At 59.5% G+C, this 17,302-nt stretch carries 12 protein-coding genes; 4 read left to right on the top strand and 8 right to left on the bottom strand.

Features of this window, described 5'->3' with window-relative positions:
* Positions 1-276 precede the first annotated feature (276 nt).
* Complete coding sequence (locus PMI03_RS08335; protein WP_007691905.1) at positions 277-627, top strand: hypothetical protein; 351 nt, start codon at positions 277-279, stop codon at positions 625-627.
* 83 nt (positions 628-710) lie between these two features.
* On the opposite strand, the gene PMI03_RS08330 is transcribed toward PMI03_RS08335, so the two are convergent.
* The 5 genes from PMI03_RS08330 to PMI03_RS08310 form a co-directional block, all read right to left on the bottom strand.
* Complete coding sequence (locus PMI03_RS08330) at positions 711-1,682, bottom strand: ABC transporter permease (RefSeq protein ID WP_007691903.1); 972 nt, start codon at positions 1,680-1,682, stop codon at positions 711-713.
* A 31-nt stretch (positions 1,683-1,713) separates the two neighbouring features.
* Positions 1,714-3,264, bottom strand: coding sequence for a sugar ABC transporter ATP-binding protein (locus PMI03_RS08325; protein WP_007691900.1), 1,551 nt, complete (start codon positions 3,262-3,264; stop codon positions 1,714-1,716).
* A gap of 92 nt (positions 3,265-3,356) precedes the next feature.
* Positions 3,357-4,346: an ABC transporter substrate-binding protein gene (locus PMI03_RS08320; RefSeq protein ID WP_007691898.1), complete on the bottom strand. Its 990-nt coding sequence runs from the start codon at positions 4,344-4,346 to the stop codon at positions 3,357-3,359.
* Between the two features lie 180 nt (positions 4,347-4,526).
* Positions 4,527-5,546: an aldo/keto reductase gene (locus tag PMI03_RS08315; RefSeq protein ID WP_007691897.1), complete on the bottom strand. Its 1,020-nt coding sequence runs from the start codon at positions 5,544-5,546 to the stop codon at positions 4,527-4,529.
* A gap of 91 nt (positions 5,547-5,637) precedes the next feature.
* Positions 5,638-7,143 (bottom strand): UxaA family hydrolase, encoded by a 1,506-nt coding sequence (locus tag PMI03_RS08310; RefSeq protein ID WP_007691896.1) that lies wholly within the window; start codon positions 7,141-7,143, stop codon positions 5,638-5,640.
* 230 nt (positions 7,144-7,373) lie between these two features.
* Between PMI03_RS08310 and PMI03_RS08305 the strand changes: the two genes are divergently transcribed.
* The gene (locus tag PMI03_RS08305; protein WP_007691895.1) at positions 7,374-8,285 is read left to right on the top strand and encodes a GntR family transcriptional regulator; all 912 of its coding nucleotides are present in this window, start codon (positions 7,374-7,376) and stop codon (positions 8,283-8,285) included.
* A gap of 44 nt (positions 8,286-8,329) precedes the next feature.
* On the opposite strand, the gene PMI03_RS08300 is transcribed toward PMI03_RS08305, so the two are convergent.
* The 3 genes from PMI03_RS08300 to PMI03_RS08290 form a co-directional block, all read right to left on the bottom strand.
* Entirely contained in the window at positions 8,330-9,517 is a 1,188-nt protein-coding gene (locus PMI03_RS08300; RefSeq protein ID WP_007691894.1) for a Hint domain-containing protein, read from the bottom strand.
* Between the two features lie 406 nt (positions 9,518-9,923).
* Positions 9,924-12,167: a glycoside hydrolase family 2 protein gene (locus PMI03_RS08295; RefSeq protein ID WP_007691893.1), complete on the bottom strand. Its 2,244-nt coding sequence runs from the start codon at positions 12,165-12,167 to the stop codon at positions 9,924-9,926.
* A 286-nt stretch (positions 12,168-12,453) separates the two neighbouring features.
* Positions 12,454-13,323 (bottom strand): AraC family transcriptional regulator, encoded by an 870-nt coding sequence (locus tag PMI03_RS08290; RefSeq protein WP_178132758.1) that lies wholly within the window; start codon positions 13,321-13,323, stop codon positions 12,454-12,456.
* Between the two features lie 246 nt (positions 13,324-13,569).
* Here PMI03_RS08290 and PMI03_RS08285 point away from each other — a divergent pair, with 246 nt between their 5' ends.
* Entirely contained in the window at positions 13,570-15,036 is a 1,467-nt protein-coding gene (locus tag PMI03_RS08285) for an alpha-glucosidase/alpha-galactosidase (protein ID WP_007691890.1), read from the top strand.
* Between the two features lie 140 nt (positions 15,037-15,176).
* Entirely contained in the window at positions 15,177-17,264 is a 2,088-nt protein-coding gene (locus tag PMI03_RS08280) for an ABC transporter substrate-binding protein (RefSeq protein WP_007691888.1), read from the top strand.
* Positions 17,265-17,302 lie beyond the last annotated feature (38 nt).

The following is a 17,302-nucleotide window of genomic DNA, read 5'->3' as shown; positions in this document are numbered from 1 at the left end:
TTTGGCTTGGCTCTGGGGCGATAAAACTCGCGCGAAAAACGATCCCCCCGACGATTTGATCGGATTGCCGGCGGCGCAGAGTGCATTTGCTTCGCGTGGTGTGACCATCGGCCGTTCGATATGGCCAATTCCTTACGGCGATTGCTGTAGAAATCAGACAAAACCCAATAAAATCTGTGGGTTGAAGTTCATTTAGGGTCAACTAATTAACGGGGGCTTCCATGACCGGAAGCAGCTTGATCCAGCATCCTTTCAACTCGATATGGAGGAAACACCGTGCCCCGTTATTTTGCCTTTACACAACCCTCGTCACCAGGTCAGGAATTCATCATCGAGTTGACGGATGAGCAGACGATCGACCATGCTTTGAAGATTCTTTCCGGCGAGGAGCAGAATGAAATTCATGTCCATGGCAGGATCATCAAGAGAACTCAGCCTTACAATCCGAGGTTCAGCTTTCACTTGGACCCACAGACCATACGATTCTTCTCGATGGCCATCGAAGTCTGCGATGCGAACATGGTCTATGTCGAGGATCATCTTGACGAAGCCGGCGGTGCCTTCCTCCCTGGAAATCATTGGTGCCCCTGGGATTCCAGACTGACCCGCGAAGTGACCTTCAACTAACAAAATAGAGTGGGCGGCAATCGAGGCGAGACGATCTCGCCCGGATTGCCGCCCACCCCAGCAATAGCCGGTGTCGAATATCTTCAGAGTCGCCGGCGGCGCAACTGATCGAAATAGACGATCACGATGATCAGCACGCCGGTGATGATGCGCTGCCAGAAGGAATTCAGGTTCAACAGGTTGGCGCCGTTGTTGATAGTCGCCAGGATGAAGGCGCCGATCAGCGGGCCATAGACGGAACCGATCGCGCCAAACAGACTGGTGCCGCCGATAACCGACGATGCGATCGCCTGCAGTTCCCACCCATCGCCCTGGGTCGCATTGCCGATGGCTATACGCGAGGCAAGCAGAACACCGACCAAGGCGGCGCAGGTTCCAGACAGTATATAGGCGAAATAGATCATCCCGTTGACGTTGACGCCGGACAGGCGCGCCGCCTCGCGGTTGGAGCCGACGGCGAAAAGATAACGGCCCCAACGGCTCAAATGCAGGAAGACGACGGCTGGAATTGCTACCACGATCACCATCCAGAACAGGCTCGGAATACCGAGAAAATCCGCGACGGCGAAATTTGTGAAAGCGTCGTTGACGATGTTGATGCTCGAACCGTTGGTGATCAGCAGGCCGATGCCGCGCAGAGAGGTCAGCGTCGCCAGCGTGATGATGAAGGGCGGCAAGCCCATGCGCACGATGCCGAAGCCATGGAATGCCCCGATAAGAACCCCGAACAGCAAGGTAATGAGGATAGCGGCCCAGATCGGAACCCCGGCCTGGAGCAGCCAGGCGACGACGACGGTGCAGAAGCCAACGATTGCGCCAACGGAAAGATCGATGCCACCGGTGATGATGACAAAGGTTTGTCCAAGCGCAAGGATGGCCGTCATCGACCCCTGGCGCGCCAGGTTGGTGATGTTGAGCTGCGTCCAGAACACGTCTGTCGAGAAGCCGAGTACGATCCATAGTGCAATCAGAAGCAGGATCAGCGTCAGACTGAAGAGGATATTCATCTTACGCCGCGGTGCAATGGCGGGGCCTTCTGTCGTGTTGACGACCATTTTTTGTTCTCCTCTTTCGATTTTTTATCGCTCAGACGCCGATGGCCTCGCCAAGGACTTCCTCATGCGTGGCAGCGTGAAAATCATGGCTGGCGACCAGCTGGCCGCGGCGGAATACATGTAGACGATCGGCGAGCTCGTAAACCTCGGGCAGGTAGGAGGATATGACGATGATGCCCGCGCCGTCGCGAAGCAGCTTGGCGAACAGCCGATAGATTTCCGCCTTGGTGCCGACATCGACACCCACCGTCGGCTCGTCGAAGATGAAAAGCTTGGCGCCATGGCTCAGCCATTTGCCGATGACCACCTTCTGCTGATTGCCGCCGGACATGGCGGAAACCAGGACTCGCCGGCTGGGCGTCTTTATGCTGAGATCGCGGATCTGCTTGTCGGCGTTAGCAGCCTCGCTTTTGTTATCGATGATCGGACCGCGGCTTAGCCGCTTAAACACAGGCAAATTGATGTTGAGGCCGATCGGCAGGTTGAGGCAGAGCCCCTGATCGCGGCGGCTTTCTGGCGCGAGCGCGATGCCGAGCTCCATCGCGTCGCGCTCGTTGCGGATTTCGACCTTGCGACCCTGCCAATAGATTTCGCCTGCCGAGACCGGCTGACGGCCATAGAGGCCGAGCGCGAACTCGCTGCGGCCGGCGCCGATAAGCCCATAAAGTCCAACGATCTCGCCGGCCCGTACAGTCAGCGAGACATCCTCGAAACCGGGACCGGAAAGGCCGTGCGTCTCGAGGATGGGTTCACCAATCGGGATCTCTTCCTTGTGGTAGATCTGTTCGATCGAGCGATTGATCATCAGCTTGATCAGTTCGTCGTCATTGGTCTCGGCAATCAGGCGGGTGCCGACATGCGTGCCGTCGCGCAGCACGGAAACGCGGTCGGCCAGCTCGAAGACTTCCTCCATGCGGTGGCTGATATAGACGATCGTCACGCCTTCGCTCTGCAGGCGGCGGATCAGCTTGAACAACTGCGCCGATTCCTTGCGCGTCAAATAGGCGGTCGGCTCGTCGAAGATGAGGAATTGCGTGCCGCGCATGGCGGCGCGGGCGGTTGCGACCAATTGCTGCTGACCAATGGTGAGAGAGCTCAGCAAATCGGCGGCCGGCAGTCCGAAGCCGAGATCGTCAAGCACCGTCTGGGCCATAGCGACCATCTGCTTCTTGCGCATCAGGCCGAAGCGATTGACTTCGTCGCCGAGAAAGAGATTGGCGGCGACCGTCAGATGCGGGCAAAGGACGACCTCCTGATGCACGGCGTTGATGCCGCGCGCGATCGCTTCATTGGGATTGGCAAGGGCGACCGGATGGCCGCACCAGGATATCTCCCCGGCCGTCCTGCTGATGACGCCAGTCAGGAGCTTGATGAGCGTCGACTTGCCGGCTCCGTTTTCACCGACAATCGCATGAATCTCACCCGCCAGAAATGTGATCGTCGCAGGTTTCAGCGCCTCGACATAGCCATAGCGCTTCTGCAATCCCTTGAGCTCGAGGATAGGCGAGCCGGCCGGAACGCGACTTGCTTCCGTCTTGACCTTGTCATCGTGCCGATGGCTGATTTCTTCGAGGCTCGTCATGGGTCTCCTCCCTCTGGCATCATCGCGCGGCCGCCCAAGAAGTGGACAGACGAAGAGGCTGCGGCCGAGGAATCGGCCGCAGCCTCTAAGCTTTACTTGACCTTCGGATTGATCAAGGCCTCGATCTTCGGATCGCTCATGTTGGCTTTGGTCACTAGGTTGGCGCCGGTGTCGACGTTGGCTTCAACCTTTTCACCCTTGGAGACGGCGAGAGCGGTCTTGATGCCGTCGTAACCCATGCGGTACGGGTCCTGAACGACGAGGCCGGCAATGGCGCCGCTCTTGAGGAAGCCAAGGGTCTTGTCGTCGCTGTCGAAGCCGATGACCTTGACCTTGTCACTGAGCTTGTTTTCAGCAATGGCCTGGCCGACACCCTGCGCCATGATCAGATTGGAGGCAAAGACGCCAACGATCTTCGGATTTGCCGTGATCAGGTCAGTCATGATGTTGAGGCCGGTCGTTGCCTGACCGTCCGCATACTTGTCGGCGACGACCTTCAGGCCCGGATACTTGGTCTTGACCTGATCTAGGAAGCCCGTGCGGCGCTGTTCGAGAGAACCGGCGCCGGGCGTGTTGGTGATGATGACGACATCGCCTTCTTCCTTGCCGGTCATTGCCTTGATCGCGGCAGCAAGGCCATCAGCGGCGATGCGGCCGCCCTGCGTGTTGTCAGTCGTCAGAAATGACTTGAAAGCCTTGGAGTCGGCGCCGGAGTCTATGCCGATAATCGGAACGGACTTCGCTGCTTCGTCCACCGGCTTGCCAAGCGCCTTGAACTCGGTCGGCGAGATGACGATTGCGGCCGGCTTGCCGGCAACAGCGTTTTCAAGAATGCTGATCTGACCGTTGACGTCGGTTTCAGCCTGCGCACCCAGCTCCGGCACCTTGACGCCAAGATCCTTGCCGGCTTTGCGTGCACCGGCGAGAACGATCTGCCAATAGAAGGACGTCGTGTCCTTGACGATGATCGGGATCGTCACTTCGGCCGCGAAGGATTGCGCCGGCATGGCGACGGCGATCATGGCCGCGCCGGCAAGACCGGCAAAGGTGCGGCGGGACAGAAGGGATTTAGCGATGGTCATTGATTTCTCCTCTCAACGCGCTCTTCTCCTGCACACCGGCCGTTGAACGCTTGCGGCTCGGTACCGTGAACACCAGATGGTTCACGCATTGCGGAGCGGCACATAGCCACCCCGCCAAAACAGGCTTTCCTCCTCCACGAGCCGTCTCTCCCGACGGCCCGATAGCTTCTTATTTCTTCATTAGACCCGAACGGCGCCGTCTCCCAAAGGCGGCGCGACCAGGGTCAATCCTTCGAACTCCGCATAAAGGCTCGCCGGAAGCTTTAGGTCCACGAGCTGCATGTTGCGGGTAAGACTTGATGCTTTCGCCGTGCCGATCAGCACCGAAGCCACGGACGGCTGGCTTAGCGGAAACTGGATGGCGGGTGCGGCAAGCGGCAGGCCGTGACGGCGGGCGATTTCCTCCATCGCCCCCACTTTGGCCAGAACATCCGGCGTCGCCGGAAGGTAGTCGAAATGCGCGTCGGGTACGGGGCCGGTCGCGAGAATACCGGAATTGAAGACACCGCCGACAACGAGCGACGTGCCCTTCTTTTCGCAAAGCGGCAGCAGTTCCGCGACCGCCGAACGGTCAAGCAGCGTATAGCGGCCGGCAAGCAGGATGCAGTCGATATCGGCTGCATGCATGACAGCGAGACAAACGGGCACCTCGTTGACGCCAAGACCATAGGCTTTGATCGTGCCCGATGATTTCAGCTCCTCCAGAGCCTTGATGCCGGAGCCGAGCAGCTGGCCGAGATAATGCTCGTTCAGCGCCTTGCCATGGGTGTAGCCGCCGATATCGTGGACGTAGAGAATGTCGATGCGGTTGAGGCCGAGGCGGGCATAGCTGAACTCCATCGATCGCATGATGCCGTCATAGGAATAATCATAATCCGCATCGAAGGGCAGGGGATCGACATAGCCGTAATTCGGGACCTTGTCGGTCGGAACGGGTCGCATCAATCGCCCGACCTTCGTCGACAGCACATAGCTGTCTTCCGGCTGACCGCGCAGGAAATCGCCGACGTATCGTTCGCCGAGACCGAAGCCATACCAGGGGGCGACGTCGAAATAGCGGATGCCGCTATCCCATGCCGCCTGCAGGGTTTCCATGGCCTGATCGCGAGGGCAGGCGCGGTAAAGGCCGCCGAGCGCTGCGGCACCGAAACTGATTTCGGTAACCTCCAGCTCCGTCCTGCCGATTCTTCTCTTCTTCATCACCTCTCCCTTGTGATGATTAATCGCTTGGTTTCCGCCGCGCCTGGCTTGTCAGAGGGCCGGCACAACGTCGTCGAATGCACTGACTATCTTACAACGTTGCCCCAAGATGCCAGGGCACGAATTCGTTATCGCCATAGCCGAAGGTTTCGCTTTTGGTCTTCTTGCCCGACGCGATCTCGATGATCAGTTCGAAGATCTCGCGGCCCTTGCCTGATATCGTTGCCTCGCCGGTGGCAATGGTGCCGCAATCGATGTCCATGTCCTCTTCCATCGATTGATACAGCGCCGAATTGCTCGACAGCTTGAACGACGGTGCCGGACGAGAGCCGAAACAGCTGCCGCGACCGGTCGTAAACGCGATCATGTTCGCGCCGCCGGCCACCTGACCGGTTGCGGAAACCGGATCGTAGCCGGGCGTGTCCATGAAGACGAGCCCATGCTCCGTTACCCGTTCAGCATAGCCGTAGACCGCGGTCAGTGGCGACCGGCCGCCCTTGGCAACAGCCCCGAGTGACTTCTCCAGAATGGTGGTCAACCCGCCGCGCTTGTTGCCGGGAGAGGGATTGTTGTCCAGCGAGGCGCCGTGCAGCGCGACATACTTTTCCCACCAGTCGATTTTCGCGTCGAGCTTGGCGGCGACCTCGTTGTTGACGGCCCGGCTGCGCAGCAAATGCTCGGCGCCATAAATCTCCGAGGTTTCCGACAGGATCGTCGTGCCACCGGCCGCGGCCAGCAGGTCGGCGGCTGCACCCAGCGCCGGATTGGCAGTGATGCCGGAGAAACCATCCGAGCCGCCACATTGCAGGCCGACGATGATTTCGCTGATCGAGATCGGTTCGCGTCGAGCCTGGCCGACGTCTTCCGAAATTTCCTTCAGGACCCCCATGGCAAGCGCTACGGCGCGCCGTGAGCCGCCAGCATCCTGGATGTTGAAGTGCCGCTTGCTGGCGCCGGCTCCGCTCTGGCCATAGAGCGTCAACTGGTTGACCTCGCAGCCGAGGCCGATCATCAGCACACCGCCGAAATTCACATGGCGTGTATAGCCGGCAAGCGTGCGATGCAGCGTCAGCATGCCGTCGCCTGTCGAGCTCATGCCGCAGCCTTGGTCGTGCACGATCGGCACGAAACCGTCGATGCCGTCATAATGCGGAAGGAGCATCCGGTTTGCCTCTTCCGCGATGGCGCGGCAAACCGTGGTGGAACAGTTCACGCTGGCAATGATGCCGATATAGTTGCGTGTCGCGGCCCGGCCGTCGGCGCGGCGATAGCCCATGAATGTGCGGGCCTTGTCGACCTCGGTCGCTTCCTCCGGCGCCGCGTTGGCCGTTGCCGCGAGCCGATCGTTTTCGAAATGCAGATTGTGGCTATGGACGTGATCGCCGGCTTTGACCTCGGCGGTCGTGCGCCCGATGGCCTGGCCGTATTTCACCACGGGCGTGCCGAGAGGAATGTCACGGATTGCGAATTTGTGGCCGGGGTCGATCTTGCCTCGCGTCGAGACACCGTTGGCGACTACGACACCGGCTTCGATGGTCGCCGTTGCCACGGCGACATTATCGCCCTCCGACAGAAGGATCCAAGGCTGGCTGTTCAACGTTCTCTCCCAGAACAATCTTGCAGTTCGGCGAGCCTCTCCCGGGCCATTGCCGATTGCATTTGTTTTTTATCTACAATAAACATTTTGAAGTCAACGAGGAAATCATTCGGCGGTTCCGGAGAGGAGAGAGCGACGCATACAAGCGATGCTCCCGCGCTGGATTGCTATCCGAGCAGGCTACTGAGATCGCCGCCGATAGAGAGCAGCGAGTGATAAGCGAGGGGGAAATGGCGAGACAAAACACGCTCTTCAAGGAGGCGTATAACCGCTACGTCGCCGGCCTGAAGCCGGATGCCGCCCTGCCGACCGAGCCCGAGATCGCCGCCGAACTCGGCGTCAGCCGCAGCACGGCGCGCGCCATTCTGATGCGCCTCAGTGATGCCGGCATCATTCGCTGGAACAAGCGGCAAAAGACCGTGCTGCGCCTGCCGACCGAGGCGGACTTGTTTCCGCAGGAAGAAACCAATTCGCTGCACGACATCATCGAGCGCAGTTTCATGCTGCGCATTCTCTCCGACGAAGCGCAGCCAGGCATGCAGATCAACGAACTGGAACTGGCGCGTGAGATCGGCACAGGAACATCGGTGGTGCGCGAATTCCTCATTCGCTTCAGCCGTTTCGGCTTGATCGAGAAGCGGCCGAACAGCCATTGGATCCTGAAGGGCTTCACCAGCGAATTCGCGCTCGAACTTGCCGACGTGCGCGAAATGTTCGAGCTGCATTCGGCGGCCGAATTCGGACGCATGCCACCGGATCATCCGGCATGGGCGGATCTGGCCGTCATTCAGCAGGAACATTATGATCTGCTAGAGGATTTCGACGAGCGCTACCGTGATTTTTCGCGGCTCGACGAAAGATTCCATCTTCTCATTCATCGCGCCTCGAAGAACCGCTTCATCGCCGATTTCTACGACGCGATCGCCATCGTCTTCCACTATCACTACCAGTGGAACAAGGCGTTCGCCCGCGTGCGCAATTCACGCGCCATCGCCGAACATCTCGACTATATCGACGCGCTGCAATCACGCGACCCCAAGCGGATCGACACGGCCTGCCGCAGGCATTTGGCATCAGCGCGGCAAACGCTGCTGCAATCCATTCCGCAGAATGCGGGCGAGTTTGAGGGGCCGGCTGCCTGAAAAGCAGAGAACCGGCGTCTCGTTACCCTGCGTTGTGTAGATCCCTAAGCCGCCGTGGTCTTCTCCTCGGAGATGCCAAGCACCTCCCTGCGACTTTCAACGAGCATCCGTGCCCGGTCGACCGCCAATCCTTCATAGGCAATGGGATAGCGTGAGGAGGCCTGGTTCCTTGCGGGCGATGTGAAGAGAAGAACGCCGGGCTCTAGAAATGTATGCCGGTTGCCGAGGTCAAGATAGGTCTCAGCCGGAGCGCCCTCAGCCCAGACGATATCATGAGCCTCAAGCTCGATATGAAAATAGGTGATGGGCTGAAGGGTGAGTATTTGGGAAATGGTCGTTCCATTGATGAGCAGTTTTGCGGGTATCAATGCATCGGCCACGTAGATGCAGTGGTCGGGCGAAACAAGGAGATCGCTATGCGGAACGTTTTCCGCCAAAGCGCCGGCTATGACGCGCACCGGCAGGTGCTCCCGCGGATTGTCCACCATTTTCGGATCGATCGTTCGCCGCCCGATCCACTTCACCGGCGCCGGCCCATTCTCCAGGGTGAGGACCTCGTCGCCTTCGCAGAGGCTCTCCACGGGGACTTCGCCGGCGGGCGTTGCAATCCGCGTGCCTTGCAGAAAGCAGTTGGAGGTAAATGTCAGCGTCTCGTCGGCAGGGCGGTAGAGATACTGTATGCCTTCCGGAATCGTATAGGATATCAAATGAATGGGAAGTCCAAGGAGCGCCGGGCCATAGAACGAGACCACGTTTCCCGATTGCCCAATCGAGGTCGAGCCCACCACGGTGATGCGATCGCCGATGTGAACATTGGTAACCGTCGGAGGGCCGCTGACAGAGAGGCCAATCACCGGTGGCGTGAAGATGAAATGTCCGCCTCCACCCGAGTTGGTGAAGTCAATGGTTGTCGCCTGGAGGAGGCCGACGCTCAAAAGCCCCGAATTGATCGTCAGCGTCGAGTTGAATCCAATCTGATAGCTCATAACGGATCCCACACCCAAAGTCAGAAGGCTGGGATTGACCGTGATGTTGCCAGCATTGACCAATTGAATAACGGTGTTCGAGAGGACGCCTCCGCCGATAATATTGGTCAGACTGACGTCGATGTTGTCGATTATCAGTGTGGAGCTGGCAACCACGTTCAATTGCAACGTGTTGGTGGATGTCCAGTTACTGGCGTTCAGCGTCGTTGTCTGATCTTCCAATAGCCCGATTGTGACGAGAGCCATGATCTTGTTCTCCTTGGATCAGCCATACGGCCTTGATCTGTGCGGTGCTTGCGAGTCGGCTGCCCGGACGGTCGAAGAATCGTCCGGGCTTACGGCATATCGGCGCCACAAGTTTCCCTGTCGGGGGTAGGGGAAACGAGATCGATGATCTGGTCTTTTCACACAGATACGGCAGGACACGTAAATGTCTACGTTGCCACTATCTACGCATTCATAGGTAGAGATAAGCGGCGCGGTAGCCGGCGCGCAAGCGGTTTTCCATCTTTTATATCAACAAAAAGTTGATGCGTTTTCTGGGTTGTGTCGGAGGCAGGATGGCAAGCAGAAAACGACCGCCTGCCGCATCGAGTACGGCCAGGCGGTCACGCGGATAGCTCCGCAATCGGCAGTGCTCTTTCCCGATACCTTATTCCGCCTTCAGCGCAATGGTCTGGCCCGCAAAACGCGCCGAAGACACTGCGACCGTAATCGCACCGGCCTTGCCGGTAGCCTGCAGCCAGAAACCCGTCGTACCGCCCTGGAAGGCCACCGTCTCGGGGCCGATAAGCTTGGCAGGACCGGTGACCTTGATCGTCGCGACGTCGTTGAGGAAGGGCAGGCGGGTGCCGGCCTGATCGAGCGCGCGGATAATGACGCGGGTCGTGTCACGTTCGTCGGCACGCAGCGTCAGGCTGTCGGCCTGCATCTCCAGCCTCGTCGGCAGCGGATTGGCGACCATGTGCAGTTCCGCGACCGGCTTGCCATTGACGTAACCGGTGAAGCGCGCGTCTTCCCATTCCATGCCCCAGACGCCGAGTTCGTCCTGGGTGAAATTGCGATGATCGAAAATGACGGGCGGGTGCGGCAAATGCGGGAAGCTCTCGCGATCGGGGCCGAGGCGCTTGGTGAGCGAACCGTAGCGCAGTTCGACCTCGTCGCAATTGGTCAGCACGATCAGCGGCAGCGCGCCGCCGATATTGCGCTCGCCGCGCGCCCAGATCGTTACCGGCTTCATGATGACCTCCTCGGAAGGCTCGCACTGGCTGGCATAGGCATAGGCCGCGAATTTCGGCTCGCGGAACATGTCCATGACGCCGTGATAGCAGATGCGGTCGCCGGAGCCGAAGTCGCTATGCGTGTTGTAGTCGAACATGCACCAGCCGATGGCACCGGAGATCGAGGGATCGCCATAGGCCGCGTTCAGCACTTCCAGATGCCGGCGCACATGCTCGGCCTGGCGCTGCTCCTGATCGTAGATCTTCGTCGGATACATGTGGCCGCCGAATTCGGTGATCAGGTAGGGCACGTTCTTCGACAGGCCGGTATTTTCCTGCTGTGGCCGCAGCGGCGTGCGTGGGCGATTGGCGCCCGGCAGTTCCTCGTTGCCGAGGATGAAGTCGTTCATCGTGTAGACGTCCTCAAGCATTTCGCTCTCGGTAATGTAGCGCACGCCGCCGGTCTGGCGGGTGTGATCGAGCTCGCGCGCCAGCCGGTTGGTCTCGGCGTAGAAATCATGCGAATCCTGCGACTCGTTGATACGCACGCCCCAGATGATGATAGACGGATGGTTCCAGTCGCGCTCGATCATGCGGCGGACGTTGCGGATTGATTCCTGCTGCCATTCCTTGCCGCCGATATGCTGCCAGCCGGGGATTTCCTCGAAGACCAGCAGGCCGATACGGTCGCAATGGTCGAGGAACCATTTCGATTGCGGATAATGCGAGGTGCGTACGACATTGCACTTCAACGTCTGCTTCATGATCTCGGCATCACGCTCCTGCGCCGAGCGGCCCATGGCATAGCCGGAATAGGGGAAGGCCTGATGACGGTTGAGACCGCGCAGCTTCAGCTTGCGGCCGTTCAACAGGAAACCTTCATCGGTGAACGCGGCGGTGCGGAAACCGAATGTCGTTGAATATCGGTCGGAGCCGTGATCGGTCTTCAGCTCAGCTTCCAGCGTGTAGAGTACGGGAGTGTCGAGGTCCCACAGTGAGATGCCGGAGAGATTGTCGAAGGAGAAGCACACGCTGTCGCCCGAGGTCTCGCTGGTCGCGGACGCCAGCGCCTTGCCGTCCGGCGCGCGGAGGTTTGCGGTCACCATACCATTGAAGGCGAGGCTTTGCGGGTTGGTGATATCGCAGCGCACCGTCGCGGATTTACTATCGTCCAGTACGTTGCCGGTCTCGACCTTGATATTGGCGATCGAGACGGGTGCTGCAAGCTTGAGCCAGACGTCGCGGTAGATGCCGGCATAGGTGAGATAGTCGATGCGGCCGCCGAACGGCGGGATCTCAGGGTTCTCGCTACCATCGATCTTGACGGTGATCAGGTTATCGCCTTGCTTCAGGCGCCCCGTCAGCCGTGCCTCGAAGGGCGTGTAGCCATCCTGATGCGCGACGATTTCCTCGCCGTTGAGATAAACCACCGCGTCGGCCATGGCGGCGTCGAATACCAGCGATACCTCGCGCCCGGCAAAGTCGTCGCTCCAGGGCAGGATTTTCTGATAAGTGAAGGCGCGCTGATAGGATTTCTCATCGAAATAGTTGAACGGCAGTTCGACCGCCGAGTGCGGCAATGCGACCGGCTGTCCTTCCTGGCGGCTGCCGGCGTCAGCGGCTGAAAAGCCTTCGTGAAAAGTCCAGGATTCGTTGAAAGCGACAACAGAACGCATATTCAATCCTATCAGAAGAGCCCGTCTCACCTGGGACGAACAGATGTTACTTAGACAAAGAGGTGCGGCCGTGACGCGATCATGGCCGCAGCGGGCGATATCTATACAGGCCTTCAAGCATGGCGCAACGCAATCGGCGGCAGGATCGGCGATTTCGCCGAAAACGTTTTCGGCCAACCTCTTCAGAGCTTACTTCTGCGGCCGTTATGTCAAGAAAGTTAGGCTCTTAGCGCCAGTTGGAGAGCAAGCTGCGGCGGCATGCCGCAGCTTGCCAAGGATGATTCGGCTATTTGCCTCGCGCGCCTCTGCCGTCGTCCCCAGGGCTGCGCACGGCCGCATACATGCCGGTGGTGCGGAATTCGGTGGGATTGATGCCGTAGATGCGGCGGAAGGCTTTCGAGAAATAATTGGCGTCATCGAAACCCGACATGATCGCCACCTCCTTGACCGGAATGAAAGCGGCCTTGGTCAGAAGCTTGGCGGCTCGCTGCATGCGCTGTTGCAGGACATACTCGGCCGGCGGCAAGCCTTCGCTATCGGCAAAGACCCGGGAGAAATGGGCACGGCTGAGACCGCTGACCCTGGCAAGCTCGCTGACGGGGAGAGGCTGGTCGAGATTGGCGGCGACATAGTCGATAACTGCCTGCATGGCGGAGCGGTCGGCGGCGATCGCGTGCGAACCGAAGACATCGTCATAAAGCGCCATCGCGGCTTCATAAGCCACCGCCGAAGCGGAGGCCGGTGTTGCGGCGCCACGCACCAGCCGCAGGCTGCAATCGGCGAGATGATCGATCGTCGCCGGCTGCAATTTCAAGACCGGTCCGGCGGCGGCGAGAATCAGGCGGTGGATGCGCAAGGCTTCCTCGCCATTCATCGATATCCAGAAATACTCCCAGCGTTCGCCTTTTTCCAACCAGTAGCGGTGATTGTGCGGCACCAGCACCAGCAGCGTATCGCCAGGCCCGACGCGATAATTGCGGTTCTCGTAACGCAGCCGGCCGCTGCCGCTGATCGTATGTTGCAGCACCGTGAACGGTGTCAGGCCGCGCCGGCGTCCGTCCCAATCATAAACTTCGTTATCCCTTATTTCATAGCCGGCGCTGGTCGGCATAGCATGCAGCCGGTGGCGGCCGCGCGGCAGCGAAACAGTCCGCATGGTCTGGCCGTTGGTGATCAAATCCTGCAGCACAAAATTACCCTTGAAAGCATAATTGTTCTCTGGTCCATCCGGCGATTATAGGCATAATCCCGCCAGAAAACAGCATGTACCTGCCGATGAGGACCGGCAGGAGGAGGAGAAAATGCTCGTTTTGCCCTCTCGCCCGACGCCGTGCGATCATGGGACGAAAACACCATTCTTTTCTCCGCTGCTGATTGTTCGATCGACTTTAAGGTGAGGATCATGAGTTTTAAAATCGCCATTATCGGCGCAGGCAGCGTCGGCTTCACGAAAAAGCTGTTCACCGACATTCTATGCGTGCCGGAGTTCCAGGACGTCGAATTCGCGTTGACCGATGTCAGCGAGCATAATCTCTCGATGATCAAGGCGATCCTCGACCGGATCGTAGAATCGAATAAGTTGCCGACGCGGGTAACGGCCACCACCGAACGCCGTAAGGCGATCTCCGGTGCACGCTACGTCATTAGCTGCGTGCGGGTCGGCGGGCTGGAAGCCTATGCCGAGGATATCCGTATTCCCCTGAAATACGGTATCGACCAGTGCGTCGGCGATACGATCTGCGCCGGCGGCATCCTTTATGGCCAGCGCAACATTCCGGTCATTCTCGATTTCTGCAAGGATATCCGCGAGGTCGCCGAACCCGGTGCGAAGTTCCTGAATTATGCCAACCCGATGGCGATGAACACCTGGGCGGCGATCGAATACGGCAAGGTCGACACGATCGGCCTCTGCCACGGCGTCCAGCATGGCGCGGAGCAGATCGCCGAGGTGCTTGGCGCGAAGAATAAGTCGGAGCTCGACTATATTTGCTCCGGCATCAACCACCAGACCTGGTTCACCGAGCTCCGCTTCAACGGCCGCAAGATCGGCAAGGACGAACTGGTCGCCGCCTTCGAGGCGCATCCGGTGTTCTCGCAGCAGGAAAAGCTGCGCATCGACGTGCTGAAGCGCTTCGGGGTCTACTCCACCGAAAGCAACGGCCATCTATCCGAATACCTGCCCTGGTATCGCAAGCGGCCGGACGAGATCAACAAGTGGATCGACATGTCCGACTGGATCCATGGTGAGACGGGCGGTTATCTGCGCCATTCCACTGAGACCCGCAACTGGTTCGAGACGGAATTCCAGCAGATCCTCGACAGTGCGTCGCAGCCCATCGACCCGGCCAGGCGCTCGAATGAACATGCAAGCCATATTCTCGAGGCATTGGAGACCAATCGCGTTTATCGCGGCCACTTCAACGTCAAGAACAACGGGGTCATCACCAATCTGCCGGCCGATGCCATCATCGAGTCACCCGGCTTCGTCGATCGGTTCGGCATCAACATGGTCGCCGGCATCACGCTGCCGGAGGCCTGCGCCGCCACCTGCATTTCCTCGATCAATGTCCAGCGCATGTCGGTGCATGCCGCCATTAGCGGCGATCTCGACCTGCTGAAGCTCGCCGTTCTGCATGATCCACTGGTCGGCGCCGTCTCGACGCCGGAAGAAGTCTGGCAGATGGTTGACGAAATGGTCGTCGCGGAAGCACGCTGGTTGCCGCAATATGCCCATGCCGTCGAGGGTGCCAAGGATCGCCTGTCGCGGGCCAAGGTGAAGACCCGTGACTGGAAGGGTGCGGCCAGCCGCAACGTCCGCTCGATCGAGGAGTTGAGAGCGGAGAAGGCGGCTTTGAAACAGGCCGGTTAACGCATGAGCATTCGGGACATAGTGGCGGCGGTGGGACTTTCAGGAGGAAGGTCCCGCCGCATCAAGCCAGCTAGTTCCCGTTCGACGGAGGAGTGCGGCGTTCCCACCGGGACGTTTGCGATAAGGGGAGAGAGAAAACGATGAGACATTTTCGACCGATCAGCATTCTAGCGGCGATGACGATTGCCACGTCGGCAATCGCCATGAGCGCCTACGCATCCGAACCGACCGCGCCGCCCGTACCCCCGGTTTTCCCGGCGGAAGGCAAGATCAAATATGTGCCGCGTGACTCCATCCTGGAGTTCAAGGCGCTGCCGGAATATCACGAGCCGGATTGGGTCACCGAGAAGTTCGTGAAAACCGGCAAGCTGCCGCCGGTCAAGGATCGCCTGCCGAAGGAGCCGCTGGTCTACAAGACAGGCAATATGCCTGACGGTATCGGCGTCTATGGCGACACGCTGCGCCACGTCATCGGCGGCCGGCCGGAAGGCTGGAACTATGGTGCCGGCCAGACCCAGGGCTGGGGCGGCATCGATATCGCCCTGTCCGAGTGCCTGACGCGCACCGCGCCGCTATTTCAGGTCGAGGCGAAGGACACCGAACCCCTGCCGAACCTCGCCAAGGGCTGGGAATGGTCGCCGGACGGCCACAAGCTCACCATGCATCTGATCGAAGGCGCGAAATGGTCCGACGGCGTGCCATTCAATGCCGATGACATCATGTTCTACTGGGAAGACGAAGTCATCGATCCGAATGTTTCGCCGCTCGGCGGCGGCGCATCGCCCGAGGCCTTCGGCGAGGGGACGACGCTCAGGAAGGTCGATGATTATACGATCGAGTGGACCTTCAAGGACGCCTTCCCGAAACAGTATCTCTACACGATGGCCTATCCCAATTTCTGCCCAGGCCCGTCGCATATCCTGAAGCCGCAGCATCCGAAATATTCGAAGAACACTTACAACCAGTTCAAGAACGCCTTCCCGCCGGAATTCATGAACATGCCGGTCATGGGTGGCTGGGTGCCGGTCGAGTACCGCTCCGATGACATCATCGTTCTGCGCCGCAATCCCTATTACTGGAAGGTCGACGAGAAGGGCAATCAGCTGCCTTACCTCAACGAACTGCATTACAAGCTCTCGACCTGGGCGGATCGCGACGTGCAGGCGGTTGCCGGTTCCGGCGACCTCTCAAACCTGGAGCAGCCGGAAAACTTCGTCGCCTCGTTAAAGCGCGCCGCCCAGCCGGACGCCCCGGCACGTCTTGCCTTCGGACCGCGCCTCATCGGCTATAACCTGCAGATGAACTTCTCCGCCAACGGCTGGGGTACCCCGGATGCGCGCGGACAAGCCGTTCGCGAGCTGAACCGCAACGAGGACTTCCGCAAGGCCGTCACCATGGCGCTCGACCGCAAGGCGATCGGCGACTCTCTGGTCAAGGGGCCGTTCACGGCCATCTATCCGGGCGGCCTGTCATCCGGCACCAGCTTCTATGACCGCGCATCCACCGTCTATTATCCGTTCGACCTCACTGGCGCGAAGGCGGAGCTGGCAAAGGCCGGTCTCAAGGACACCGACGGCGATGGTATCGTCAACTTTCCGGCAGGCACGGCCGGCGGCAAGAATGTTGAAGTCACCCTGCTGGTCAACAACGACTACACTACCGACAAGAGCCTTGCCGAAGGTGTCGTCAGCCAGATGGAGAAGCTCGGAATTCGCGTCATCATCAATGCGCTCGATGGCCCGAAGCGCGACGATGCCAACTATAGCGGCCGCTTCGACTGGATGGTCCGTCGTAACAGCACCGAACTGGCCTCGGTGGTGCAGAACACCGAACAGCTTGCGCCGGTCGGTCCACGCACGAGCTGGAACCACCGTGCGCCGGAAAGCGGCGAACTGGACCTGATGCCTTTCGAGAAGGAGATGGTCGACGTCGTCAACAAGTTCACGACCTCGAAGGATAACGACGAGCGCGTGGCCCTGATGAAACAGTACCAGAAGCTCTCGACCGGGCATCTCTACAATATCGGCCTGACGGAATATCCGGGCGCGCTCATCATCAACAAGCGCTTCTCGAACGTTCCTCCGGGTACGCCGATCTTCATGTTCAACTGGGCCGAGGACTCGATCATCCGCGAGCGTCTGTGGGTCGCGGCCGACAAGCAGGGCAAATATGAGCTGTTCCCGCAGCAGCTTCCGGGCGCCCCTGGCAGCGCCGGCCCGATCAACTGATCACGGTTGCCGGCGCGAATGCCGGCACCGGGCCAACG

Origin of the sequence: Rhizobium sp. AP16 (assembly GCF_000281735.1) — a bacterium.
In the GTDB taxonomy this organism is placed as follows: Bacteria; Pseudomonadota; Alphaproteobacteria; order Rhizobiales; family Rhizobiaceae; genus Rhizobium; species Rhizobium rhizogenes.
The sequence above is the reverse complement of the archived record's forward strand: the minus strand, read 5'-3'. Positions and strand labels throughout refer to the sequence as shown.

Bases quoted from the DNA above. Each gene is read 5' to 3' on its own strand.
- PMI03_RS08330 (WP_007691903.1), bottom strand. From the start codon at position 1,682: ATGGTCGTCAACACGACAGAAGGCCCCGCCATTGCACCGCGGCGTAAG.
- PMI03_RS08325 (WP_007691900.1), bottom strand. From the start codon at position 3,264: ATGACGAGCCTCGAAGAAATCAGCCATCGGCACGATGACAAGGTCAAG.
- PMI03_RS08320 (WP_007691898.1), bottom strand. From the start codon at position 4,346: ATGACCATCGCTAAATCCCTTCTGTCCCGCCGCACCTTTGCCGGTCTT.
- PMI03_RS08315 (WP_007691897.1), bottom strand. From the start codon at position 5,546: ATGAAGAAGAGAAGAATCGGCAGGACGGAGCTGGAGGTTACCGAAATC.
- PMI03_RS08305 (WP_007691895.1), top strand. From the start codon at position 7,374: ATGGCGAGACAAAACACGCTCTTCAAGGAGGCGTATAACCGCTACGTC.
- PMI03_RS08300 (WP_007691894.1), bottom strand. From the start codon at position 9,517: ATGGCTCTCGTCACAATCGGGCTATTGGAAGATCAGACAACGACGCTG.
- PMI03_RS08295 (WP_007691893.1), bottom strand. From the start codon at position 12,167: ATGCGTTCTGTTGTCGCTTTCAACGAATCCTGGACTTTTCACGAAGGC.
- PMI03_RS08290 (WP_178132758.1), bottom strand. From the start codon at position 13,323: ATGCGGACTGTTTCGCTGCCGCGCGGCCGCCACCGGCTGCATGCTATG.
- PMI03_RS08285 (WP_007691890.1), top strand. From the start codon at position 13,570: ATGAGTTTTAAAATCGCCATTATCGGCGCAGGCAGCGTCGGCTTCACG.
- PMI03_RS08280 (WP_007691888.1), top strand. From the start codon at position 15,177: ATGAGACATTTTCGACCGATCAGCATTCTAGCGGCGATGACGATTGCC.